At 57.0% G+C, this 22,254-nt stretch carries 22 protein-coding genes and 5 pseudogenes; 12 read left to right on the plus strand and 15 right to left on the minus strand.

Going from position 1 to position 22,254, the window contains the following annotated elements:
- Positions 1–83: 83 nt before the first annotated feature.
- Positions 84–1,712, minus strand: a complete 1,629-nt coding sequence (locus AC1DMK_RS12060) for an ABC transporter substrate-binding protein (protein ID WP_477859216.1) — start codon at positions 1,710–1,712, stop codon at positions 84–86.
- 290 nt (positions 1,713–2,002) lie between these two features.
- Here AC1DMK_RS12060 and AC1DMK_RS12065 point away from each other — a divergent pair, with 290 nt between their 5' ends.
- The 4 genes and pseudogenes from AC1DMK_RS12065 to AC1DMK_RS12080 all read left to right on the plus strand — a co-directional run.
- Positions 2,003–2,950 (plus strand): sugar-binding transcriptional regulator, encoded by a 948-nt coding sequence (locus AC1DMK_RS12065; RefSeq protein WP_477859218.1) that lies wholly within the window; start codon positions 2,003–2,005, stop codon positions 2,948–2,950.
- A 285-nt stretch (positions 2,951–3,235) separates the two neighbouring features.
- On the plus strand, positions 3,236–5,488 hold the full coding sequence (locus AC1DMK_RS12070) for a methyl-accepting chemotaxis protein (protein ID WP_477859219.1): 2,253 nt from the start codon (positions 3,236–3,238) through the stop codon (positions 5,486–5,488).
- Between the two features lie 410 nt (positions 5,489–5,898).
- Positions 5,899–6,195: pseudogene (locus AC1DMK_RS12075) on the plus strand (transposase); the annotation flags it as partial.
- Positions 6,188–6,304 (plus strand): annotated as a pseudogene (locus tag AC1DMK_RS12080) (IS66 family transposase); the annotation flags it as partial. The pseudogenes AC1DMK_RS12075 and AC1DMK_RS12080, both read left to right, overlap by 8 nt.
- Here the strand turns inward: AC1DMK_RS12080 and AC1DMK_RS12085 are convergent.
- Both AC1DMK_RS12085 and AC1DMK_RS12090 read right to left on the minus strand, forming a co-directional pair.
- Positions 6,305–6,538, minus strand: coding sequence for a DUF6429 family protein (locus tag AC1DMK_RS12085; protein WP_037061798.1), 234 nt, complete (start codon positions 6,536–6,538; stop codon positions 6,305–6,307).
- Between the two features lie 287 nt (positions 6,539–6,825).
- A complete protein-coding gene (locus tag AC1DMK_RS12090; RefSeq protein WP_477859222.1) occupies positions 6,826–7,044 on the minus strand; it encodes a hypothetical protein in 219 nt (72 codons plus the stop codon).
- Between the two features lie 115 nt (positions 7,045–7,159).
- Between AC1DMK_RS12090 and AC1DMK_RS12095 the strand changes: the two are divergent.
- The 3 genes and pseudogenes from AC1DMK_RS12095 to AC1DMK_RS12105 all read left to right on the plus strand — a co-directional run.
- Positions 7,160–7,381 (plus strand): annotated as a pseudogene (locus tag AC1DMK_RS12095) (DnaB-like helicase N-terminal domain-containing protein); the annotation flags it as partial.
- 937 nt (positions 7,382–8,318) lie between these two features.
- On the plus strand, positions 8,319–8,522 hold the full coding sequence (locus tag AC1DMK_RS12100; RefSeq protein WP_037068563.1) for a DUF4287 domain-containing protein: 204 nt from the start codon (positions 8,319–8,321) through the stop codon (positions 8,520–8,522).
- Between the two features lie 218 nt (positions 8,523–8,740).
- Positions 8,741–9,250, plus strand: a pseudogene (locus tag AC1DMK_RS12105) (tyrosine-type recombinase/integrase).
- A gap of 132 nt (positions 9,251–9,382) precedes the next feature.
- Here AC1DMK_RS12105 and AC1DMK_RS12110 read toward each other — a convergent pair.
- Positions 9,383–9,967, minus strand: coding sequence for a glutathione binding-like protein (locus AC1DMK_RS12110; protein ID WP_477859223.1), 585 nt, complete (start codon positions 9,965–9,967; stop codon positions 9,383–9,385).
- A gap of 126 nt (positions 9,968–10,093) precedes the next feature.
- On the opposite strand from AC1DMK_RS12110, the gene AC1DMK_RS12115 reads away from it, so the two are divergent.
- Together AC1DMK_RS12115 and AC1DMK_RS12120 are read left to right on the plus strand one after the other, a co-directional pair.
- A complete protein-coding gene (locus tag AC1DMK_RS12115; RefSeq protein WP_477859225.1) occupies positions 10,094–10,465 on the plus strand; it encodes a winged helix-turn-helix transcriptional regulator in 372 nt (123 codons plus the stop codon).
- A gap of 40 nt (positions 10,466–10,505) precedes the next feature.
- Positions 10,506–10,982 (plus strand): annotated as a pseudogene (locus tag AC1DMK_RS12120) (IS66 family transposase); the annotation flags it as partial.
- A gap of 23 nt (positions 10,983–11,005) precedes the next feature.
- Here AC1DMK_RS12120 and AC1DMK_RS12125 read toward each other — a convergent pair.
- From AC1DMK_RS12125 to AC1DMK_RS12140, 4 genes are all read right to left on the minus strand, one after another.
- Positions 11,006–11,200 carry a hypothetical protein gene (locus AC1DMK_RS12125; RefSeq protein ID WP_477859226.1) on the minus strand — a complete coding sequence of 65 codons (195 nt, stop codon included), beginning with the start codon at positions 11,198–11,200 and terminating at the stop codon, positions 11,006–11,008.
- 34 nt (positions 11,201–11,234) lie between these two features.
- Positions 11,235–11,564, minus strand: a complete 330-nt coding sequence (locus AC1DMK_RS12130) for a sunset domain-containing protein (protein WP_477859228.1) — start codon at positions 11,562–11,564, stop codon at positions 11,235–11,237.
- Between the two features lie 292 nt (positions 11,565–11,856).
- Positions 11,857–12,048 (minus strand): hypothetical protein, encoded by a 192-nt coding sequence (locus AC1DMK_RS12135; RefSeq protein WP_037068555.1) that lies wholly within the window; start codon positions 12,046–12,048, stop codon positions 11,857–11,859.
- Complete coding sequence (locus AC1DMK_RS12140; protein WP_196246837.1) at positions 12,048–12,215, minus strand: hypothetical protein; 168 nt, start codon at positions 12,213–12,215, stop codon at positions 12,048–12,050. The genes AC1DMK_RS12135 and AC1DMK_RS12140 overlap by 1 nt, the downstream gene beginning before the upstream one ends.
- Positions 12,216–12,348: 133 nt before the next feature.
- On the opposite strand from AC1DMK_RS12140, the gene AC1DMK_RS12145 reads away from it, so the two are divergent.
- On the plus strand, positions 12,349–12,633 hold the full coding sequence (locus tag AC1DMK_RS12145; protein ID WP_037068553.1) for a DUF982 domain-containing protein: 285 nt from the start codon (positions 12,349–12,351) through the stop codon (positions 12,631–12,633).
- A gap of 602 nt (positions 12,634–13,235) precedes the next feature.
- On the opposite strand, the gene AC1DMK_RS12150 is transcribed toward AC1DMK_RS12145, so the two are convergent.
- The gene (locus AC1DMK_RS12150) at positions 13,236–14,864 is read right to left on the minus strand and encodes a DUF1254 domain-containing protein (RefSeq protein ID WP_477859231.1); all 1,629 of its coding nucleotides are present in this window, start codon (positions 14,862–14,864) and stop codon (positions 13,236–13,238) included.
- A gap of 549 nt (positions 14,865–15,413) precedes the next feature.
- On the opposite strand from AC1DMK_RS12150, the gene AC1DMK_RS12155 reads away from it, so the two are divergent.
- Positions 15,414–16,172 carry an SDR family oxidoreductase gene (locus tag AC1DMK_RS12155; protein WP_477859233.1) on the plus strand — a complete coding sequence of 253 codons (759 nt, stop codon included), beginning with the start codon at positions 15,414–15,416 and terminating at the stop codon, positions 16,170–16,172.
- 110 nt (positions 16,173–16,282) lie between these two features.
- On the opposite strand, the gene AC1DMK_RS12160 is transcribed toward AC1DMK_RS12155, so the two are convergent.
- Entirely contained in the window at positions 16,283–17,437 is a 1,155-nt protein-coding gene (locus tag AC1DMK_RS12160) for a sulfite oxidase (protein WP_037068547.1), read from the minus strand.
- Positions 17,438–18,503: 1,066 nt separating this feature from the next.
- Here AC1DMK_RS12160 and AC1DMK_RS12165 point away from each other — a divergent pair.
- Positions 18,504–19,310, plus strand: coding sequence for a transporter (locus tag AC1DMK_RS12165; protein WP_477859236.1), 807 nt, complete (start codon positions 18,504–18,506; stop codon positions 19,308–19,310).
- A 128-nt stretch (positions 19,311–19,438) separates the two neighbouring features.
- On the opposite strand, the gene AC1DMK_RS12170 is transcribed toward AC1DMK_RS12165, so the two are convergent.
- From AC1DMK_RS12170 to AC1DMK_RS12190, 5 genes are all read right to left on the minus strand, one after another.
- The gene (locus AC1DMK_RS12170; RefSeq protein WP_080725683.1) at positions 19,439–19,717 is read right to left on the minus strand and encodes an aldo/keto reductase; all 279 of its coding nucleotides are present in this window, start codon (positions 19,715–19,717) and stop codon (positions 19,439–19,441) included.
- Positions 19,718–19,798: 81 nt separating this feature from the next.
- Positions 19,799–20,512, minus strand: a complete 714-nt coding sequence (locus tag AC1DMK_RS12175; protein ID WP_051974279.1) for a DUF4405 domain-containing protein — start codon at positions 20,510–20,512, stop codon at positions 19,799–19,801.
- A complete protein-coding gene (locus tag AC1DMK_RS12180) occupies positions 20,509–20,982 on the minus strand; it encodes a cytochrome P460 family protein (RefSeq protein ID WP_477859237.1) in 474 nt (157 codons plus the stop codon). Before AC1DMK_RS12180 ends, AC1DMK_RS12175 begins: the two co-directional genes overlap by 4 nt.
- The gene (locus AC1DMK_RS12185) at positions 20,979–21,155 is read right to left on the minus strand and encodes a hypothetical protein (protein WP_158447684.1); all 177 of its coding nucleotides are present in this window, start codon (positions 21,153–21,155) and stop codon (positions 20,979–20,981) included. The genes AC1DMK_RS12180 and AC1DMK_RS12185 overlap by 4 nt, the downstream gene beginning before the upstream one ends.
- 161 nt (positions 21,156–21,316) lie before the next feature.
- On the minus strand, positions 21,317–22,210 hold the full coding sequence (locus tag AC1DMK_RS12190) for a LysR family transcriptional regulator (protein ID WP_037068541.1): 894 nt from the start codon (positions 22,208–22,210) through the stop codon (positions 21,317–21,319).
- Positions 22,211–22,254: the final 44 nt, after the last annotated feature.

Genomic DNA, 22,254 nt, shown 5'->3' on the forward strand with positions numbered 1-22,254 from the left:
CTACGCTTCAAAGCGCAAACTTGCGGCTGCCGAGATTAGGATGCCCCGGCAGCTTTTTGGCGTGCCGGGGCAAGAATGTGCGATCAGCCGGTCCAGTTGCTGGAGCGGAAATCCATGGCGAAGGCGGGTGCTGCCTTCCAGTTGAGTGACGACTTCATGCCGGTGAAGACGGCGTTCTGATGCAGAACCTGGTATGCCGGGTCTTCGCGTTCGCAGATCTCCAGCATGCGCGCGAAGGCCTTCTTGCGGGCTGCGCGGTCTGTTGAAGTCTCGAGGATAGCAGCCATCTGGTTAGCCTCGGCGTTGGTCCAGTCCTTCTTTTGCTGAACTTCGCCGTTGGGACCGAACTGGTTGACAATCGAGGAAACCGGATCGCTGAAGGCGGAACCTGCCGACCAGTCGCGTACGCCCTTGACACCCGCCGGATCGTGGATCTGCGCCCAGTTTTCCTTCATCTGGATTTCGACGTTGAGGCCGACCTGCTTCCACATCTCCACCATGATCTGACCGTTTGCGGTCTGGTTGGTGTAGTAGTTGTTGAGAAGGCGGAACGGGATTGCGTCACCCTTGTAGTTGGCCTGCTTCAGCAGGTCCTGAGCGAGCTTCGGGTTGTACTCGGGAACGCTCCAGCCTTTAATGAACATGTCGGCATAGAAGGGAAATTGCAGCCCCGCGGGGACCTGCGTCTGCCCGGCCCAGAGAGCTTCGACGATCGCCTGACGGTCGATGGAGTGGGTCATGGCGCGACGGACTAGCGGGTCGGCCAGGACGGGGTTCTGGGTGTTGAACACCGAGATACGGTGGTTGAGAATGGTCGAGCCCTGCACCTCGAAGCCTGGAACTGCCTGAACCGTGGGGATCTGATCCGGTGGCAGGTCGCAGGCAAAGTCGTACTGGCCGGACAGGAGGCCGTTCACGCGGGATGCGACTTCAGGTACCTCGACGAAGCGAATCTGTTCCAGGGGAGGGCGGCCGCCCCAATATTCATCGAACGCCACGAGGGTCAGGGAGACATCCGGCTTGTATTCGCCGACCATATAGGGGCCGGTGGTGATCGGCTTGCGTGCCCAGTCGACGTAGGTTGCGGCTTCGTCCCAGGCCCGGCGATTGGCGATCTGGCTGCCGAAAGCGTAAAGGCGTCCTTCGATCGTCACGTCGGGGGTAGCATTATGGAAGCGCACGGTGTGCTTGTCGACGGCCTCAACGCCAGCAAGGGCAGGCCACAGACGGCGGCCAACGCCCGGCAGGGTCGCCGGCAGTTCCTTTGCCGTCGTCGGCTTGTGATCGGCCTCGAAGATTGTCTTTCCACCAGCGGGCTGGGTGTTGCCGAACACGCGCTGCGCAGAGAAGCTGAAGACGACGTCTTCGGCCGTGAGTTCGTCGCCATTGTGAAACTTCACACCCGGCCGTAGTTTTAGCTCGACTGTCTTATCGTCAAGGCGCTTCCATTCCGTTGCGAGGCCGGGCAGCGGACCCTGATTGCCCATCCAGTCGCGAATGATCAGGCCTTCCCAGAAATTCGGAAAGAACACTCGTTCACCGACGTTCGACTGCTCGTTCCAGACGTCCAGCGTGTTGTTGTTGGTGATCTTCTGAACGGCGATTGTGACGGACGGGCGCTTCCCCTGGCTGAATGCCATACGCGGTAGAATCAGGCTGCCGGCAGTCGCGCCGAATAGGCCAAGCGCGCTACGTCGGTTGAGTGAAATCATTGAAGTCTCCTTTGTGCAATAATCCGCTGTGCAATCGCGCTCGTCTTTGCGCGTGCTTGATGTCTGCTCGATAATGGTCGAATGAATTTTCTATGAAATGCCTGTTTCGGTGCGCCAAGTCCTTTGGCGGCTCGCCATATTCGCAGTTCTTTGATCGCCCTTTTATCCAGTGCACAGTCGGGCTTCCGCCTGCCGGCACGCGTCAAAATCCTGTTGGTATTCAGTGTGGGATTCATTAAGTTACAAATGCTACATTGGTGTGACATATGTAACGTCATTGGGAGGGAATCTTGGATCAGCGGGACTTAATAGTGAAAGCGTCGTGGCTCTACTACGTCGAAGGGCTGACCCAGGCGCAGATCGCAGATCGCATGAATCTCACTCGGAGACGGGTAAACGAATTGCTCGCGATGGCTTTAGAGGAGGGTGTGGTTCGCATCAGCTTTAGTTCCGGAGTGGCCGAGAACGTCGAACTGGGGGCCAAGCTATGCGCGACCTTTGGCCTTAAGGACGCAGTCATCGTGCCGTCGCCCGCCGACCCGACGCTGCTGCATCGCATCCTGGGGAGAGGGGCGGCTGCCTATCTCGATCGGATGATCGAGGTCCGCAAGCCAAGATCGATCGGAGTCGGCTGGGGGGCGACAATGCGAGAGACCGTGCGCCAGATGAACTCGCACAACGCGCCTGACATGGACGTGCACTCGATGATGGGGGGCCTCACCCGCGGCTCGGAAATCAACACATTCGAAGTGGTGCACAGCTTCGCCCAGGTGCTGAATGCACAATGCCATTATTTTGCAGCGCCAATCTATGCCGGCAGTCCGCAGTCGCGCGAAGCAATCGTTTCGCAGCCCGTGTTTCGGGATATTTTCCGCGCGACCTGCAATGTCGATATTTCCTACCTGAGCGTGGGCGACGTCACGCCGCAGTCGCTTCAGGTGAAGTACGGCCTGCCCTTCGGCACGGATGTTCAGCAGTTGCTCGCCTCCGGAGCGGTCGGCGACCTGCTTGGGCGTTACCTCGATAGCCAGGGAAGACCGATCGAGCACGTTCTCAACCGCCAGGTCATCTCACCCGAAATTGAAAGCTATCGTAAGATTCCCACCCGCATCATCGCGTCGGGCGGTGTCCACAAACACGCGATACTACGGGCGGTCGTGCAGGCCGATCTCGCGACGATCGTAATAACGGATGCCGACAGTGCGAAAGTCCTCATCGAGCAAGCGGGACCGATCTAGGAAGGAGCTGCGGGGTTGCCAGGATGAGGAGGTTGGCGGCAACCGCCGGGCCAGTGCGACCATTTCGAGCTAACCCCTCGGCGAAAGTGTTGGCCAGCCCTGTGCGGCTAGCCTCGGATGGTTGTACTGCCGTCGCGCTCTGTCCGAGCATCGCTTCCCTCGGCACGCCGGAGTAGTGGCTAGCCGCACTCTACAAGTTCCGCCTAGCGTGGAACTTGGTTCGAGATTTAAGAAAAATTTCCAGTTTTGTTCCTCTTATGCTGCTTTTCTTGAGGTGGAGCATCAATGTCGCACGTACAAATCAAACGGCCGCTTTGGGTAACAATAACAGCTTGTGGTTTTGCGGCAGTGCTATTTTCAAGCGTAGCAATTGGCACGAGCGCCTGGTATCGGCAGTCCGTCTCGAACCATGAGGCCCTGGAGCGCGAGGCGGCCGGCGATATGTCGTTGATCGAGACCGACATGGCGGCCCAACAAAAGGCTGCTTCGGCGCTCGCCATTGCGCTCGCGGGCGAGCCTGATGTGGCCAAGCTTGTGACGTCCAACGCACGTGACGATCTGATTGCCCGTTATCTCACAGCGATGCCGACCATCAAAGATGCCGGCGGGCTCCAGAACATTACGTTCGTCGATGCGAAGGGAACAGCCCTCGCCCGCATCCACACGCCCGATAAATTCGGTGATGATTTGACGGGCCGGCGCAAGACCGTTGTCGAGGCACTGGCGACCGGCAAGCTGGTGGCCGGCATCGAGCCAGGCAAATCGGCTGTTTCGATGTTTGCTTCCGCGCCTGTCATCAGTGGCGGAAAGACGGTCGGCGTTGTCGACATAGGGACCGGCTTGACCAACGCCTACTTTGAACCCCTCGCTGCAAAAATAGACGGTGACATCACTGTCAATGTCGCGGCAGATGGAAAATTCGCGGTCCAGGCGTCAACTGGCCAGAATTCCCTGTTGTCTGAGGAACAGCTGAAAAATGCCTTCGACGGAAGATCCGTGCAGGAGGAAGTCGAAAGCGCGGGCAAGACCTTTGTCGTCAATGCTGTCCCGTTCAAGAACTTTTCGGGCAAGACGATCGGCGTCCTCGAGGTGGCCTCAAACGTAAGCGATGTCGCGGCGGATGCAACTCGCGCTTTGTGGACCACCATAGTCGGAACGGTGATTGTATCGTTGCTTTCGCTGTTAGGTTTCTACCTCTTCGCGCGATCGCTTGGTGGAGTTATCGGGCGTATCAACGCAACCATGTCAAAGTTGGCCGCGGGGAACCTCGATGCTTCGATCGAGGGTGGTGAGCGTCTGGATGAGGTCGGCGCTATGGCCCGAGCTGTACAAATCTTCAAAGACAACGCACTTCGAACCCGACAGCTCGAGCATGACGCCGACCAGCAACGCGCGCTGACGGATGAGGAACGCCGCCAAAGCAGCGAGCTGGATCGCACGCGGGCGGAAGCCATGCTCCAGGCCACAAGTGGTCTTGCCGACGGTCTTCGGCACTTGGCTGCTGGTGATCTCAGCTTCCAGCTCACCGACCGCTTCGCTGATGATTTTGAAAACCTGCGCGCTGACTTTAACCGGGCCGTCGAACAGCTGCGCTTGACGCTAACCTCCGTTTCGGGTGCCACAAGCTCGATTGAAAGCGGCTCGCGCGAGATTAGCCAAAGCGCTGACGATCTTTCAAAGCGCACCGAACAGCAGGCGGCGTCGCTGGAGGAGACCGCGGCAGCTCTCGACCAGATCACGGCAAACGTCACAAACTCGTCAAAGCGTGCCGAGGAGGCCCGCAGCGTGGCCGTCCAAGCAAATGAGAGCGCGCGCCAGTCAGGAGAAGTCGTCCGCAACGCTGTGGGCGCCATGAGCAAGATCGAGCAATCCTCCAACGAGATATCGAACATCATCGGCGTCATCGACGAGATCGCCTTCCAGACAAACCTCTTGGCACTTAACGCCGGGGTCGAAGCTGCGCGGGCCGGTGACGCAGGTAAGGGCTTTGCCGTCGTTGCGCAGGAGGTTCGCGAGCTCGCGCAACGCTCAGCCAAGGCGGCGAAGGAAATCAAGGACCTGATCCGTAACTCCAATGGGGACGTCCAGAACGGTGTCCAGCTTGTCAGCGAGACCGGCGACGCGTTGAAGAAAATCGAGTCATTCATCGTTACGATGAACCAGCATATGGACGCGATCGCGACCTCAGCTCGCGAGCAGTCGATTGGTTTGTCGGAGGTCAATACGGCGGTCAACCAGATGGATCAGGTCACGCAGCAGAATGCTGCCATGGTAGAAGAAGCAAATGCCGCGGGCGCAACGCTGGCTACGGAATCCGCGAAGCTAAAGGATCTGGTAAGCCAGTTCAGTTTGGCGGCCGAAAACGGCGCAAGTGCAACGCAAGTCCCTGTCCAAACTATCCAGGGAACCCGGACCCTGGCCGTCGCTACTGCTTCGCCCGCGCGAACCATGACTGGCAGGCTGGCGCGTGCTTTCTCGGGTGGAAACTCTTCCAAAGCCGCAAGCGCTCCCGCCAATGATAGTTGGGAGGAGTTCTAAAGGCCCCGCAGGTTCGGATCATGCCAAGAACCCAATGCCTCAGGTTACGTTGAGGTCCGCGAAGTCCGTTCCCAACGTTTTGCGAACCCGAGTTGCAAGGGCGCAGTTCGATATGCCTGCAGAGCGGCAAGCTCTGCCATCAACGTCTTGCAGGAACTGGTCGGCGTCTGCAGGACGTCGGCTTCCCCCTGGGCATCAAGTAGTTTTTTCGAAAAGGCGTTTTCTTGGGACGGCCGCATGCGGTAAATCAGTCCTTCACGCGCGCTGATGGATTCGAAAAGCCGGTCGATTTTGATGTTGGACCCGTTGGTGATCAACAAAATACGTGAGTTCTAGCAGGCTGTTGAAAAGGGTCCTGGCGTGAAGACCGTGGTCGATTCACTGGGTTTGTCGAAAATCGGAATTGATGGATGCGCGGCGGCGATGTGAGGACGGGCCAACTATTCAGCTATGTCGATCTGGAGGATCGTGTTCGTCGTGATCATCCTTTGCGTGCAATTCGGCAGATCGCAAACGAGGCGCTCGTTTTACTGGAACGGGAGTTTGCAGCGCTTTATTCACCGATCGGTCGGCCGTCGATCGCGCCTGAAAGACGTCTGCCTGCCATGCTTTTGCAAGCCTTCTATTCGATCCGTTCTAAACGACTTCTGATGGAGCGGTTGGAATACGACCTCCTGTTTCGCTGGTTCATCGACATCGGCATTGATCCTTCCCGACAAGTTCGGCCAGCATATTCCGCTGAACCGTCAGCGCGAACGCTTTGCGCTTGAGGGTGTGTCGATTAGTCTGTCGACCGCAGCCGATGCCATCGGTTCCCTATCGCGGCAGCCGCGTGAATAGTTCCTGAAAGAGCTGCTCTGAGCGCTGCAGGCCCTCATCCGTCAAGATCAATGACTTCGACTTGTTCACCGGATCCCCGATCATCCCCTTCCTGAACAAGCGATCCGTCGTGGCCCAGTCGAAGCCCTTCCACGCCCGGTACCCGTCGTGACGCGTCAGCCACAACAGCGCCAGCACCACATCGTCGATCTTGTCCTCGTCGATATCCATAAAACAAGAATAGCACGCTCAAAATCGAAAATCTCGCAGGCTGCGGTCTACGCCGCATGCTTACGAGGTGATGCGGGCAGACGTAGCCGGGGGGACCATCCCCGTGCTTCCAGGAATCGGCGCATGTCTGTGTTCTCGTAAGGATGACTGCAGCATGTCGAAAGTATGGGTTTCAGCTCCGCCGCCCGAGCTGGGAGGACGAAATGGCCTCGAACTACTCCGACATCAAGCCTCGAAAGCGTAGTGGATAGTGGGGGTAGCGCCTTTGGGGCGGCCGCGGATATCGATCAAAGGTTTGACCGCTGACCTCGGTAAGTCGTCGGCGCTGGCAATGCCTCGTGCATTTTGGCCAATGCCTCTAGCCAGGCCGCAAGACCGGCCGGAACTTCTTCGTTCCCGGCCTCTAGCGCTTCGATCCATGACAATTCGCATTGCAGCGCCGACGCAATATTGATCGGCGTCCATCGGATATGGAGGAGGCATTCACTAAATCGTTCTGGTGTCATGGTTTGCGCAATTTCTCGCGGTGTCCGCTCGCGCTAGCCTCTCACATAGGTCGTTGAAGTCAATCCAGGGGAGCCCACTAGTTATTGATCGTCTTGAGCTCGCCTCGTCAACAACGATGCGCTTGACGCCCTCCGCGCCCCCATCGGGGCCAATCACTTCTATGAGCGGCGTCATCGCGACTTCTTCGAAGGCATCAGCTCTCTGCGCAAGGCTGGCCGGGTAGCGAACGCCGTCATCGAAACGGCAGCTCGTCGCGCCTGCATCGCTCTAGCCAGAAGATGGAGAGGACAGCTTTCTCCAAGGGACTCGACATCATGGGCGAATTCGAGGCGCTGAAGGCGAAGTTCGAGGATGTCACCCCAGCGCTTCATGGCGAGGAGAAGACGAAGACATTGGCCGAGGCGGCACGGTCAGCGCTCGACAGCACTCCCAACACCCAGGGCAGGGTGGTTGGCCGAAGCTTCTGGCCAGATATTCAGCAGAACCGATGGACCGTGTCGACATCGTCATCCGGTACTACCCCAGCGCAGCCGCGATATCCGGGGCGAGGAAGTCATGTACGGTTAGCCTCTGGAATATGTGAAGGACGAGGAGTGGCGGATCATCCTCGGCAAGTGGGCGATCTGCCTCGCAGCCCTCGGATCAGCGGTTCATTCCGCGATTTCTGCCAGAAAATGGGCCGAGTTCGTAGGACTGCAGTGCGTAGGCTTCAAAATGAAATTCAGAGCATTTCCAGTTCTCTGATTAAATTTCCTCAATCGTTACAAAAGCCTGACTGGGGAAGGACATCGCCAAAGATGCTAAATTCAGCTAATGATTTGGATAGGGTTAGAATACCTGCAGCCAAGCACGAAATGCACTGGCTGTCGGTGACGCCAAGCCATTCCACGACCCCGCTGGCCCAGCGGCGCTGATCAAGCGCCTCGAAAAGGCCAATCGGAAACGTCGAGGAAGACAGGCGGAATAGAGCGGCTCTGCGCGCCTTGCCGGATGGGTAGCGGAAGGGAAGCCAAAGGTGTTGCCTCCAGAGAGCCCTACGACTTCCCTTCCTCTGGCATCGAAATTCGTCCCATCAGGTCGGTCCCCGTTACGCCCTACTTAAGCCGCACCGTTCGGTTGCCATGAGGGGCATCTTAGCGAACTCAGAAACAAATGCCACCAATCTAAACGCCCAGGGCGGCCGGAATGCGCGCACTAGCGGTCATAGATAGTGACAACGCGTCTGGTCGTGCTACCACTTCACATGCGAACCGGTTGCTGCTTGGGAGGTGTCATGGCAACAAATTCTGTGAAGGGTCCTGCTTCCTATTTTCCATCTATTGAGGCCAAATACGGCCGTCCAATAGCAGAATGGAAAGACCTCATCCGTAGCCAAAGTGGGAAGAAGCACATGGAGCTGGTCGCTTGGCTCAAGCAAGAGCACGGCATGGGCCACGGTCATGCCAACGCCCTTGTCGCGGATACGCTCCGCGAGTGAGTGCCTGCCGACACTTCGTCTGCTTCGGGCCGGATAAGGACGAACCATGGTATCATTCGACCGATCATCACGGGCGACGAGGTGGGAGGTGTGGCGGAGACTTGGTTATGGACATGGCCTTATCGCCTACACGATATCCGTGGAATAAAGGCGTTCTGGTTTGTCAGAAGGGGCCACTTCAGCTAAAGAACGTATGGTAGATCTGCGTTCGGCTCGAAATGAACGGAGCGATCCGAGAGTTGGCACTCTTCAATCTTGCCATCGACAGCTAGCTCCGCGCTTGCGATCTCGTCAAGCTGAGAGTCGAGGACCTTTGGTCTGGAAGTTCGATCCGGGATCGAGCGACAATCATCGAGAAGAACACGAAGCGGCCCGTCCAGTTCAAGGTCACCGAACAGACTAAGACCGCGCTCTTGGCATGGCTTCCATTCGTTCGAAGAAACGCGGCAGTTACCTCTTTCCGGGCCGCCGCAGGACATCGCAACATCTCTCGACGCGGCAGTATGCCCGGATTGTCCACCGATGGGTCGCTTTTCCATCGGCCTGGAGACGAATGCCTATGGAACCCACTCCATGAGGAGAACCAAGGCAGCGCAGATTTATAAGAAGACGGGCAACCTCCGTGCCGTTCAAATTCTGCTCGGCCACACGAAGCTTGAAACCACCGTTCGATACTTGGGCGTCGAGGTCGACGACGCCTTCGGATAGCAGAGCAGATTGAGCTGTAGGAAACGACCATCGGCGTGAGACGGTGGTCACCCTCGCGCCAGAACCGGCCGTTCGTCGACGGCCTCCCAGACACACCGCTATAACGGTACGCTCAGCGCAGGGATGCCAAGCTTGCTAGGAGTCTGGCCAGATCAGCTCAATCCCTCCTCTGCAAGCGCCTGGATCACAGAAGGCATTGCCTTCATGCGATCCAGGCAGTTCCGCAGATTTTCCGGCAGATCAACGCCGCTCTTTGGCGCGACCATCAGAATCCAGAAGAGATAGCAGTCAGCAATCGTCATCTCATTGCTGACCAGGAATGCCTTGTCGCCCATTTGATCGGCAAGAATGGCGAAGGCCTTCTTGACCTTCTCACGAGCGCGCAGCTTTTCCGGTTCCGGGAAGTCTTTAAAGAACGGGGTATAGGCTCCATGGATTTCGGAGGACATGAAGGCGAGCGCCTCGAATGTCCGCCACCTAAGAATTTGATTTTCGGGCAGGAGCTTGCCGCTCTGTTCCGCAATATAGGCCAGAATGACCTGGTTCTCCGTGAGGATCGTTCCGTCGTTCATCTCGAGGGTCGGGATATAGCCCTTCGGGTTAATCGCCAGAAAATTGCGACCATCTTCGGTCTTTCTCTCACGGTCAATGCTGAGGAGCTTGTAGGGAAGCCCGGCCTCGATGAGCGCTATGTGATCGGCCAAGCTGCAGGCGGCGGGATAATAAAAGAGGTTCATGGAGGTCTCCGTAGGGTTTACCCGTCTCGACACTTCCAAATCGGAGACAAGGTCTACAATGTTGACCACAGCCACTTATGTAACTTAAAGATGGCCGTCAAAAGCATATTTTTAGGAGCAAGGCACATGGATGTGACCGCCAGACCATCAGGTGCCGACTGCAGAGGCGTCAGCGAAATCCTCAGCCGCGTAGGCGACAAGTGGACAATCCAGGTGGTCGTCGCACTTCGCGCGGGTTCGCAGCGCTTCAATGGAATCAAGCGGAGTGTGGGCGGTATCTCGCAACAAATGCTGACGAGGACGTTGAAGACGCTGGAACGCGACGGTATGGTCGAACGCACCGTTCACCACAACACGCCGCCGCAGGTCGCATACACGCTGACGCCGCTCGGACATTCCCTGTCCGAGACCGCGAGGCATCTCGCGGATTGGGCTGCAGCCCATCAAGGTGTGATTGAAGACAACCGCCTTCACTACGATGCTCGCCGGCTTCGATGATCCGCGATCCCGATGCTTGCCGCCGGACAAATGGCGTCAGCGGGCCTTCCTCGGCGATTACCGCGGCATATTGATGAGCGATGGCTATACCGCCTGGCACACACTGGATGGCGCGACCCATGTTGGGTGTATGGCTCATTCCAGACGACGCTTTGTCGATGCCCTCAAAGCCAGAAAGAAAGGTGGCGGACCGCCGGAGCAGGCGCTCCGGTTCTTCGAACAGCTCTATCGGATTGAACGGCAGGCCCGAGACCAGAGGCTCGACGACGGCCAGACGCAGGCCGACCGCATTCGTCGCTTTCGCCAGCAACACAGCCTACCCGTCTTGGACGCTCTCAAGGCATGGCCCGACGAAATCGCGCCGAAGGTATTGCCAGGCACCAAGCTGGGCGACGCTGTCTCCTGCATCCTGAACCAATGGGATTATCTGACGCGCTACACAGACGATGGCAGGATGCCGATCGACGACAACCTGTTGGAACGCGATATCAGAATCTCTGCCACCGGTCGGAAATCTTGATTGTTCAGCTCTATCGTCTCTCAATCATCAAGGCAAACGCACAACGGATTATCGCTCGTCGAGAAAATCGGCGTGTTGAAGTGAAGACATGTGGCATTTGCACGAGCGTTCTCCGACTGACGCGGTTCAGCTGCGCCCCTATCTTGACTGAGCGTGATTGCCTCGTTGCGGCGTTTCATCTCTGCCGCGATCTCTTCATCGGTAAACTCGCTCATTCAAAGTGCCAATATGACAGAGTTTAATTAGGATTTAGCCCTGCGCCATCCAGCCGCCCGCCCGAGCGTCAGTTTCGGAACAAAACCATCGCTCGCCATAGCGCGGCGAAATCTTGGTTTCGGCGTAAAACTTCTGTCCGGGTACATGATAGATGCGCTCACCAGTGTTGATGCTCACATTGCCCTTGATGTTGCAGGAGCTAGAGAGGTTGTGAAAGGGCGCCAGGGCGGTTACCGGGTCAGTGGCGACGTAACCGACCACACCCGCCCCGATGATGGCAACGTAGAACGCCTGCATGGTGAAAAGCGGGCGAACTGATTTCGTCGTTTGATACCTCGGTGAGAATGAGCGGTGTGTCGGCATTCGCTAGAAGAAGCGAAGTTTCGACCATCGCTCAAGTCTAAGTTGAGTCTTTGGTGAAGCAGACTTCTCTCAAAACAATAAAATGCGTGGCAATCAACCCATCCGCGTCTGGCGGCAGCGATGTGTTATCCGGCAATGATGACAGATTACAACAATCAGCTGGCCGGCTTCGGCCACGTTCGTAAGCGACCAACGGCACAGCCTTTGCTCTCGTTCAGTTCAGATACGGGATTGGTCCGACGCTATTTCAGTTGGCCAATCGTTGGGGCGTCGATGGTGAGCCTGTCGGTGATCACCGATCGAAGCGCGGCACCCATCCGCGTGTCATGCCACGGCTCATCGCGCGTTCTGCAAGCGCGAGTTGTTGGCGCAAATGCCGGATGTCCTCCAGAAGAGTGGTGATGGTGGCGTGCACGTCGTCATCGTGCCACGCGAGCGCAGCCTGCACCTCGAAATCAACGTCTTCCTTCTTCATAGGCAGCATCAGTGGAGGTCCAGGCTTAGCTGCTGACCCTTGATCACTGGCAGGGGGCGGCCGATCTCAAGCCTGCCGAAAACCTGCTTGCGGCGCTCTGCGTCGCGTTCGCGTTCAGCACGGCATACAGCCACGACGGCCAATGCGTTTGCGATGACTTCCTCTGTCCTTGTCATGTGCGAACCTCGCTGGTTGTTCTCTTTATGTTCTCATTTTAAATGAAAGAGTCAAGTCGAACATGTGCTGGTCACTGGACGAAAACGAATCACTCGCCATCTAGTAATTCGAATGTCACGGAGATGAACCGCTATGGATGTCACTCGTGTTCCCATTTCCCCACTTCAGGTAGAGATCGACCGAGTTGGCAGGTACCAAAATGCCGAATCGGTCGGGGATTTGTCGGGACTCCTTCTGAGTTCCAGTTGGCCTGGCACAAAGGGTACGCTGTTTCATCGCGCGCTTGTGAGCTCTCTTGAGGCTTTGGACTTTCATACTGACGGAAGAACAGCCCGAAAGGCGTTTGTGAAGGCGGCGCATGCTGCAGGGATGCATGTGCTGCCCGATGATATGGAAGAGATGAGAAAGCCGGGATAGTCGCAAACGCGGTGCTGCGTTCAAAGCCTCTTGTTGCCTCCGATATGCCATTGCGATCTGCGCACGTAAGCCGCGCGATCCGGCGCAGCCGCACCTTCCATTCGACCCCGATCGAGTGCCGCCGTGCCCCGTAGCAACGACCGCTCGACGGCGGATCGGGCATTTATCATTGCGATGTCTATGGTATGAGCGCACAGTCAAACGTCAGGAAGCCATTGTTTGGGGCGCTTCCGATTGAGGGCCTCCGTACCGTAGCCCCGACCGGAAGGAGAACATGATGCCCCTCCGAAAGCCTCACTGGATATCTCACCAGCGAAGGTCTTGAAGTTCTTCAAAACGTGCTCGCCGATGCCGGATACAGCGCACCGGTACGCAATTCGCGGCATTCCAAATACGAACTAATTCCCCTGGTTCTTCTGTCGGCACGAGGGGGTCTCGCGTTTCAAAGATCCCACCGGGCGCTGCCCGGCGAGGTCTGGCGCCAGTGAAACGCCGGCTTGATTGTTCAAATTTTCCGAAGCTGCCAAGCTGATGCTACGGTAATGCATTGGTAGCGCGACACACGGTGTCTCGCGCTACCAATGCGGTCGATCGCCTAAAAATCAGGGCACGAGTTCAACCTCACTCGGACGCCACTCCTTGGTAAAGAAAGATTCAAGAGGACTATAGAGGCGAAGGAGCGTGAACCACCCCTTGTCCGGAACAGTCTGTATCCAGTTGCCGCGCTTCACGTTCGTGGGCTGCGTCGGACTGAAATAGATCGTAGTGGAGCCATCAGCATCTGCTTCGGCTGCAGGTGAGGGATAGGATTGGCTGCCAGCTCGCGGATAGCGCTGCGGCGTGTCGAGCATCGACCGCGATTGATTGTCGTAGAGCGTGAACGACCAAAATGCTTCGGCTGGAATGTTCGGCGGGAGAGTCACCTTGTAGGTCTTGCCACCGTCATACGGTTTCTTGTCTGCATCGACGAAGCCCATGAGGTACTGCGAGCCAACCTTGGGCAGCCGCATGATCATCCCAGGAGAGTCGAGGGTGTAGCCGTAGTAGAACGCGGTCTTGGAGTCGAGGGTCCGAGCACCCGTCGGCGGCAACGGGGCGAACAGCCCTTCTTTGGTGATCATCGGCGGCGGGGTCTCAAAATTTGCGCCTCCTTGCCAAAGCATGTTGGCCCAGCCTGAACCGGGATAGTAGGCCCAACCTGGAATGTTATAGGCATCCCAATTGAGCACGCGTCCTGACGCGTTTCCGACTGCTGCTGCATCGGTGAGGATTTTCTTCATCCGCGCGTCTGGATTGAATTCCTTTCCCTTCGCGATACCAATCGCCGCCAGTTGCCCGGCGAGTTCCGGGTTGTAGGAGTCCGCTGGTTCGGCCTGGATATTGGCGTTGATCATCTCGAAGAACGAGTAGTCGCTCGGCGGGATCGTATTGAACGCCTTCCCACTTACCTCGTTGAACTTGGTCGCAGGCATCTCAGGGTTGCCTTCAAGCTTAACCTTTCCTTCCAGAGCGGTCGCGATGCTCGTACCCACGCCCCCTGGCGTGTACGGATATATCTTCATGTGCTCTTTGATGTTCGCGACCGTCGCCTTGGGATCGTCGTCAACAAGGTAGCCACGGGAAGCGTAGAGAACCCGGTTCGTCTTCGAGCGAGCGACGTAGAAGCCACCTTCAGGAACCGAACCGTCGTAGCCGGGTGGAAGGATGAGGTACCTCCCGCCTTCGCCGCGGTCGGGACCGGGGAAGCCGATGTCGATGATCCACTGGAACCACATGTCATTGATTGTGCCGACCCCCTTTGGAGGCTGCTCTATGACTATCGGTCCTTTCGTCAGGTCGACGACGCTGAAGTAGTAAACGGTGTCGGCGTTGGCTGTAAGGAATAGCGACTTTGAATCCATCAGCGTAGGAAAGATAGTAACGGTATTATCTTCAGCGCCGATGCCGAGAAGGCCCCGATGGATCGCATAGGCGGACGCACCGCCGTAACTATTGAGGAACGCATCGAGGCCTCGGGTGAATGCGAGTGTGTCATACACCTTCTTTGTCGTTTCAGGGCTCGGAGCGCCATCCTTAAAGTCCAGCGTGCCGATGCTGGACTCTACCTTGTCGGGGGTAACCAGAATTGGTGGAATTTGTGCCGCTTGGCCAAAAGCCATGCTTACGCCGCCGAGGGTGGTCGCGGCAATAAGAGCTGCCAGAGACGAACGGTTGCTTCTGATCGATGTCATGCTGTCCTCCACGATTGAGTTGGGATCAGCTCAGACGCCCCCTACGAGGTGGACGCGTGCGCTACGCACGTCGTTAATTTCATCAAAATGCCTGTCAGCCGGGTCGCTAGCATCGGAGCATCTTGAAGAGTGAAAACCTTCCACGATCCTCCGGAATAGCAAGTACGCAACAGTAAAAATCGGCGAAAATAGCACGAAGGACGTAGCCACCCGGCTTGGCCATTGCCTGGCTTTGCCGGCTAGCCCTATTGAGACTGAGGTCCGATTTTTGCCGCCGATAGGAGCTCGTTGCCTGATGTAGTCCCGCCTTGGTGAAACTCCACCCTTATGAAGTCAATCTGCAAGCCTATTTGAGCACGCTCACCGCCATCGTCAACGGCCATAAGCAGAGCCGGATCGATGAACTTGTACCGCGGAATCATCCGACCTTGTGATGCAAATGCTTTCAATGACTGCTGTTGGCTCGAGTGTCCGCTGCTCTGCAGGAATCGGGTGGTTTCGCTCTAATCCTTTGAATATCTCAGTCCTATAACAAGACAGGAGAAAGCCATGGAACTCTTAGGCAAAACAATTATCGTCACTGGCGCGAGCAGCGGAATTGGAGCGGCGGCGGCGAAGCTTTTTGCGTCGGAAGGAGCCAATGTCGTATTGGGTGCACGCCGCATGAACGACCTGCACATGCTGGCCGACGAAATCTCCGCAAGAAACCAAAGAGCCGTCTATCTTGCCGGCGATGTAACAGACCGAGAGTTTGCACAATCATTGACCGATCTTGCCATCAAAACATTCGGCAAGCTAGATGGGGCGTTCAACAACGCGGGGGTTGTGGGGGACATGATCAATGTCCTGGAAATGTCCATCGATAATTGGGACAAGGTGATAGCGACTAATCTGACGAGCGCATTCTGGGCAGCAAAAGCTCAGATTGCTGTTATGCAGAAGCAAGGCTTTGGCTCGATCGTTTTTACGTCCTCATTTGTTGGCTACAGCAACGGCGGGATGCCGGGCATGGGGGCTTATTCAGCATCCAAGGCAGGGCTGAACGGGTTAGTCCAATCCCTAGCGTCAGATCATGCTGCAGATCAGATTCGTATCAATTCTCTTCTCCCCGGAGGCACAATCACGCCTGCAGGAGGTGAGGGAAATCCGGAAGCTCTTGAATTCATTGCCGGATTGCACCCAATGAAGCGGATGGCATCGGCAGATGAAATTGCTCAGGCCGCGCTATTCCTTTTGTCAGACCGATCGCAATTCATGACCGGTAGTCCCATGGTTGTCGACGGTGGCATGTCGGTACGCCTCCTGTGATATCAACTACGGCTCACGAAGCATATTGATCGCTTGTGAGCCGCAGCAATTTGATGTGGCCAGTCCAATGCGCAGTCCGTTCTGCCAGGGTGATCGAGGCAGCAACGTTCTCACGAGATACGGATGCGGCGTGTCACCTGGCCATTGCTTTCCCAGTATGTGTGTTTTTTGGCGATCAAAGGATCGTCCATTGCCGGCTGAATCTGCCCAGTGGTACTGATCGCGCGTGCGGTCACAGTGTGTTCTCCAGGAGAGGGATTTGCCCAATCTAAGGACCAAATTATCCAAGCGTGTTCGGCTTCTTCACTGTGATCAATGATCGCTTGTTTCCATGGCGTTTGATCGATTTGCACTTCGACCCGGTCGATCGGTGCCCCCCATGCCGCGCCGACAATGCGGTAACCTGAGTCTGTCCGGGTGACTTTGGCGGGTGCGGACTTTATCAGCGCTCGGCCGACGGAAGTCTCGGCCCAGACGGTCTCCCCGTTGTGCTCTTCCTCCCGGATGGTGACGTAGTCTCTCGCCATCAACAGGCTCATGAAGCGGGTATCGCGAACTTCGATTCCCTTGAGCCACTTGACGTTGGCGATTCCGTACCAGCCCGGAGCAATCAGCCGCAACGGGAAGCCGTTGGGCGTCGGCAGGCTCGCGCCGTTCATTTCATAACAGAGAAGATTGTCGGGGTTCATCGCGTCGGCGAGCGACATGCTACGAGCGAAGTGCTGTGGCATCTTGATGTCTCGTATCGTGACATCGCCGATGTCGCTACCGAAGAAGACTACCTCTATACCTTTATCAAGGACGCCGGCTTCCTGCAGAATCGGCGCAAGCGGCGTGCCTGCCCAGCGGGCATTGCCGATGCCGCCCGTGAAAAATGGGAAGCCGTGGTTGCCCGAGCATTCCACTGTAAAAACGACCTCCTGTCGCGGTCGCGCCTTGATGTCAGCGAGCGTCAATTTAATCGGCTTCTTGACCAGACCGCCGATATCGAGGGACCACGATTTCTCGTCAATCGTCGGTCGATTGAAATGCGAGATGCTGAAGAACTTGTCATTTGGAGTTATGAACGTATCCAAATCTTCCCAGACGAGCTGCGTCTGGATACCGGCCGGATTAGGATTTTCCGTCGGCTGATCGAGCCATGGAATAACCTTCTCGCCCGTCTGCGTCGGAAAAGCGTTGACCTCCGAAGCGTACAGACCAGCGATTGCGGCGAGAGCCGCACTTCCTTGAACGATAAATTCTCTGCGTTGAAGATCAGGCATGTTCTTCCCTCCCGGATGCCATCCGGAACGGGCTGCAATGCGCCTTAGGCCGGAGCCCAAAGGACGGATATGCGCAAAATGGTTACCCCACCCGGAAATGCCCCCGAACGAAGTCAAGCGTCAGCTTCGCATATCAAACATGCAGCACCGGACGACTTCTACTTTGCCTCGTATATGCGCGATTGCGAAAATAGTCCATAGTTGTGGGCAGAGTATTAGAGGAACCTCAGGACAAGCGGCCGCTATGGGCGGATATTATTGATTTGGGCGGCAGCTAATTGGCTTAGGTCGAGTGTGATTCACTCTGCTTATTGCTTCGACAGGAGCGCGCAAGGGCGTTGGCTGCTACGTCGCTCCGAAACATCTGAGGACAGTCAGCACCGATACCGCCTGACGCGACATACCTTGGCGAATCTGGCCTGATCCAAACCTCGTTGATTCTGCGTCCTCTCCTGCCTGAGAACCGCTCCTATTTCGGAATCGAATTCCGCTCCCCGCGACATACTACTAGAGGCGTCCAGCTGTGCGAACGGGATAAGCCATTTTGGAAATGGCGTGCTGGCCGCGTCCTGTGGAGAGGTACGGCAAAGTTCCGCCCAATTCGATGATGTGGCGATCGTTAGCGAGCGGCGGCGCAATGGGCATCAGTGTACGTTCGGCCGGATCAGATGGACTTCCGCTGTTGATGCTAGGCCGCCTATGAGGCTTGGAACTGCCCGTCTGCAGACAGCACGGCCTGGTGCGACCCAACGGGAGCTTGGGAGTGCGTTGAAACGATCCAGTGTTTTACATTCCCACTGATCCAATTCGACAATTTCCGATAGAAAATGACTGTTGTACAGGTAAGCAATTGTATTTTATTGCAAAATATCGAGCTTTCCAAGCTGAATACTCATCGCTGCAATCGGCCCAAGAGGAGGGTAGTTAGCCGAGCCGACTTATTTTGCGTCGTATGTTGCCGCTATGCACTTGCGCAGACGGGCGGACTCTCTCATCGTCTCTGCAGCGTTTGACCGGGGGGTCCTGCATGGCTCCGCCGGTTTTTTTACGACGTGCAGGTAGGAGCATGACTTTGGCATCAGGTTCGCTCAAATCCTTAAGCTACGCCGTACTTTTGACATCGGTAGCGGCAACGGCTCATGCCCAATCCAACGAGGAATTGGCGAAGAAGCTCTCAAACCCAATTGCATCGCTGATCAGCGTTCCATTCCAATTCAACTACGACCAAGGCTACGGACCGCAGGATGGCGATCATGCTACTCTGAATATCCAACCTGTAATTCCGTTTGCGCTAAACGAAGACTGGAACCTTATTTCCCGAACAATCCTGCCTGTGACATGGCAAGACGATATCGCTGGAGCGTCAGGGGAGCAGTTCGGCCTCGGTGACACGCTGCAGAGTTTCTTTCTTTCACCAGCAAAGCCAACGGATGGAATCATCTGGGGCGTTGGCCCGGTGTTCCTTCTTCCAACTGCAACCGACGAGTTGCTCGGAAGCGGAAAGTGGGGCGCTGGTCCAACCGGCGTTGCTCTGAAGCAGGACGGGCCATGGACCTTTGGAATACTAGCCAACCACGTATGGTCGTTCGCCGGGCAGAGCAACCGGGCGGACGTCAGTTCGACATTCCTTCAGCCCTTCATCTCTTATACGACGCACGAGGCCTGGACATTCTCGTTGAACACGGAGAGTACATACGACTGGGAAAATGATGAGTGGTCGGTCCCGATTAACTTTGAGGTCTCAAAGATAGTCAAGTTTGGGGAACAGCCTGTGAGCTTTGGCGTGGGCGCGCGTTACTGGGCGGAGTCGCCGGAAAACGGACCTGATGGCTGGGGTGTCCGCGCAGTCGTGACATTCTTGTTTCCGAAATAGGATGTCAGCAGAGGGGTGGTCTGGCTACCCCTTCACCGGAACTTCCTCTCACGAGCAGCCATGTGCACCACGCTGATAACAGGAATGCAGCGACTACGCCCCATACAGGATATCCCCAAGCGCAGTCATCAACAAACCGAGCGCTGTCCCCGCCCGCTGCTCCGAAGGCAGCCAAAATATCTTGAGCCATCACACCCGCCATCGCAGGCCTCTGGATCCCGGGCCGGGTTGGAGTCAATCCGGGGTGTGGCCCCATCGTATGCAAAGCCGAACTTGGTGGCGACGACGATCTTGTCGCGGATCGGCGCGATGGCCTTCCCCAACACTTTCTCGTTCTCGAACGGCCCATAGATCTCGGCCGTGTCGAAGAACTTGACGCCACGGTCATTGGGGGCGTGGATCAGTATGCTGCGAGATTTGGTCTTCTGCTAGGTGGCGGTGGGCGAGTGGTTGAGACAACGTTTGCGGAAGGAGATCGTTCAGACGTTTCAGGCCTGTCCCGCGCCACCGTCGACCTCTATGGCATGCCCCGGGCGACGCTCCAGTCGCCGCGTCCACAGTGAGCCGTAGTGGCTCAGTGCTGCAATCAGCGTTACAATAGTACCGTAGTTTACAAAAAACCGGGCGGGCGACTCGTTGAAGTCCCACATGTCGAGCGTGTACGTCAGCAGAAGCTTCGCGCCAAATGTCGTCTCGAAGCTGCTTCTGACGCCCAGTACCGCCAAGAAGATCACTGCTGTTCTAAGAAACAACGAACGCAGTGCATTAGGTTTAGAGATGCCGAACATTCTGCGGAAGATCATCATCACGACCGCCCAACGTAGACCCAGGTGAATTGCCACGATCAGCACGACCCAGTACGCGCCGAACATGTGGACCTCCCGCACGCCGAATGCGCCGTCAATGGACGCGAAGGCGAAAATGTTGCGGGATATCAGAACACTGGTCACGAGCATCAAGATCATTGAGATCGCCAGGCCGACGATCGTTGCGGTGTTGAGGCTTCGCGCGACGCCGTAGCGGCCACGCACGATGGCGCCGTACCAGCGACGGTTGATGGCGATATGCAGGATCACCAGTGCAAACAGCAGGGTGCCGAATACCTCGTGAGCGAGGTGGTCGAGCCACCAGTAGGCGAGACATGCGACGAGAAGTCCCACGGCAACGACGTGCAAAAACAGACGAAGGGGAAACGGCATCATTCGAATTCGAAGCGCCGCATGTCGCTATGGGTATAGAGAAAGTCCCGGTCCGACCTAGAGGTGTGACATGACTGGCAGCGTGCAGTGTTTTCGGCCATGTTGATCGTCTTGTCGGGCTTGAACCACTGGAACTGCCAGTCTCCGGTCCTGCGGTTGTCGTCGTAGTCTGCACCCCAGCCATCGCGCTTCTCCATCACGAAGTAGCGAAAGACCTGACCGTCGCGGTAGTCGACAAGAACGACATGAGTGTTTGGAGGCACGGGCTGGTCATTCTTGACCGCCTCGATGGCTTCGCGCGAAGTCATCATGTGCTCGGTGACTTCACCGCGCGTGACGGTCGTGTAATGGATCAGCTTGTCGATCTCCGGAAAGGTCGTGCGGTTCTGTTCCGCGTGCACCTGCCATCCGACCAGCGCAACTGTGCACCCGCAGACTAACGCGCCTGCGATGACGCCTGCGACCTTCCTCATTCCGGACGCCCTTCCGAAATCTCTTTCTCGATTCCGACCGCTGCGACAGCATGAGGCCAGCCGGCGTGAGTGCTAGCCGCCCATTTCGTCGAGGACTGGGCACACACGGCTCCCGGCAGCGCCGCCAACACGATGCCGGCCGTCAGAAACATGTTTGCAAGGATGTTCTTCAAGACATTTCTCCTTTCGTCCCAGTCGAGCTCCGAGCGCTTGAGGCGAGCGGCGGCTTGTCTGCGATTTGGAGAATAGGGCAGCGGTTACTGGAGGATTAGACGGTAATATCCGCATGTTGTCATAAGTCGGACTAATCAATCACGGAGCGTTGATTAACTCGTTACCTCCGGAGGCGGAGCGCCTCGACAACGAGCGCGAAGGCGGGCGAGGGATACCGACGGTTCGCATAGTAAAGATGATAACCGACGAACGGCGGACACCAGTCCTCCAGCACTCGAATGAGTTCGCCCGTCGCCAGATCTTCCTGCACCTGATCCTCCGGCATGTAGGCCAGCCCTAGGCCGCGCAGTGCAGCCTGGCGTCTCATAGCCAGATTGTTGAACACGAGCTGCCCCTCGACGCGGACGCGCAGTTCGCGATCGCCCTTCTCGAACTCCCACGCGAAGATGTTGTCGTGGGTTGGTAGGCGCATGTTGATGCAGTTGTGGGCGGTCAGGTCCTGGGGCGTTTCCGGCCAAAGGTTTTGGCGGAAGTAAGCAGGCGAACCCACCACTGCCATACGCACGTCGGGGCCGATAGGAACTGCGATCATGTCCTTCGCCACCTGCTCGCCGAGGCGGACGCCGGCGTCGAAGCGTTCGGCGACAATATCGGTCAGGCCGTAGTCGACGATGATCTCGACCTTAACGTCGGGATTGTCGGGCAGGATCTTTTCAAGGGCGGGTGCCAGAACGGCGACCGCCGCATGTTCGCCCGCCGTGATGCGGACCGTGCCCGTCGGGCGATCCCGCAGCTCGCCTAGTGCTGCGAGTTCGGCCTGGATTTCCTCGAACCGCGGCCCGGCGGTCTGGAGCAAACGCTCACCTGCCGGCGTGGGGGAGACTCGACGGGTCGTCCGGGTGAGCAGTCTCATTCCCAGACGAGCTTCCAGTCCTCGGATGGTCTGGCTCAGCGCCGACTGGGAGACGCCCAGCCTCACAGCGGCCTTGGTAAAGCTTTCCTCCCGAGCGACTGCGACGAAAGCGGCAAGATCGTTGTAGTTTTCGTTCGGCATTCATAAGTCCTGCTAATAGGGAGATGCGGATTATAGCACCTAAT

Source organism: Rhizobium sp. 05L419 (genome assembly GCF_056397845.1).

What these genes read in the sequence shown, in the direction of transcription:
- AC1DMK_RS12085 (WP_037061798.1), bottom strand. Translation starts at nt 6,538, where the DNA reads ATGGATATCGACGAGGACAAGATCGACGATGTGGTGCTGGCGCTGTTG.
- AC1DMK_RS12130 (WP_477859228.1), bottom strand. Translation starts at nt 11,564, where the DNA reads ATGCCGACACACCGCTCATTCTCACCGAGGTATCAAACGACGAAATCA.
- AC1DMK_RS12115 (WP_477859225.1), top strand. Translation starts at nt 10,094, where the DNA reads ATGGATGTGACCGCCAGACCATCAGGTGCCGACTGCAGAGGCGTCAGC.
- AC1DMK_RS12180 (WP_477859237.1), bottom strand. Translation starts at nt 20,982, where the DNA reads ATGAGGAAGGTCGCAGGCGTCATCGCAGGCGCGTTAGTCTGCGGGTGC.
- AC1DMK_RS12175 (WP_051974279.1), bottom strand. Translation starts at nt 20,512, where the DNA reads ATGATGCCGTTTCCCCTTCGTCTGTTTTTGCACGTCGTTGCCGTGGGA.
- AC1DMK_RS12140 (WP_196246837.1), bottom strand. Translation starts at nt 12,215, where the DNA reads ATGACAAGGACAGAGGAAGTCATCGCAAACGCATTGGCCGTCGTGGCT.
- AC1DMK_RS12100 (WP_037068563.1), top strand. Translation starts at nt 8,319, where the DNA reads ATGGCAACAAATTCTGTGAAGGGTCCTGCTTCCTATTTTCCATCTATT.
- AC1DMK_RS12125 (WP_477859226.1), bottom strand. Translation starts at nt 11,200, where the DNA reads ATGAGCGAGTTTACCGATGAAGAGATCGCGGCAGAGATGAAACGCCGC.
- AC1DMK_RS12060 (WP_477859216.1), bottom strand. Translation starts at nt 1,712, where the DNA reads ATGATTTCACTCAACCGACGTAGCGCGCTTGGCCTATTCGGCGCGACT.
- AC1DMK_RS12160 (WP_037068547.1), bottom strand. Translation starts at nt 17,437, where the DNA reads ATGCCTGATCTTCAACGCAGAGAATTTATCGTTCAAGGAAGTGCGGCT.
- AC1DMK_RS12135 (WP_037068555.1), bottom strand. Translation starts at nt 12,048, where the DNA reads ATGCTGCCTATGAAGAAGGAAGACGTTGATTTCGAGGTGCAGGCTGCG.
- AC1DMK_RS12145 (WP_037068553.1), top strand. Translation starts at nt 12,349, where the DNA reads ATGGATGTCACTCGTGTTCCCATTTCCCCACTTCAGGTAGAGATCGAC.
- AC1DMK_RS12190 (WP_037068541.1), bottom strand. Translation starts at nt 22,210, where the DNA reads ATGCCGAACGAAAACTACAACGATCTTGCCGCTTTCGTCGCAGTCGCT.
- AC1DMK_RS12165 (WP_477859236.1), top strand. Translation starts at nt 18,504, where the DNA reads ATGACTTTGGCATCAGGTTCGCTCAAATCCTTAAGCTACGCCGTACTT.
- AC1DMK_RS12110 (WP_477859223.1), bottom strand. Translation starts at nt 9,967, where the DNA reads ATGAACCTCTTTTATTATCCCGCCGCCTGCAGCTTGGCCGATCACATA.
- AC1DMK_RS12070 (WP_477859219.1), top strand. Translation starts at nt 3,236, where the DNA reads ATGTCGCACGTACAAATCAAACGGCCGCTTTGGGTAACAATAACAGCT.
- AC1DMK_RS12090 (WP_477859222.1), bottom strand. Translation starts at nt 7,044, where the DNA reads ATGACACCAGAACGATTTAGTGAATGCCTCCTCCATATCCGATGGACG.
- AC1DMK_RS12150 (WP_477859231.1), bottom strand. Translation starts at nt 14,864, where the DNA reads ATGACATCGATCAGAAGCAACCGTTCGTCTCTGGCAGCTCTTATTGCC.
- AC1DMK_RS12155 (WP_477859233.1), top strand. Translation starts at nt 15,414, where the DNA reads ATGGAACTCTTAGGCAAAACAATTATCGTCACTGGCGCGAGCAGCGGA.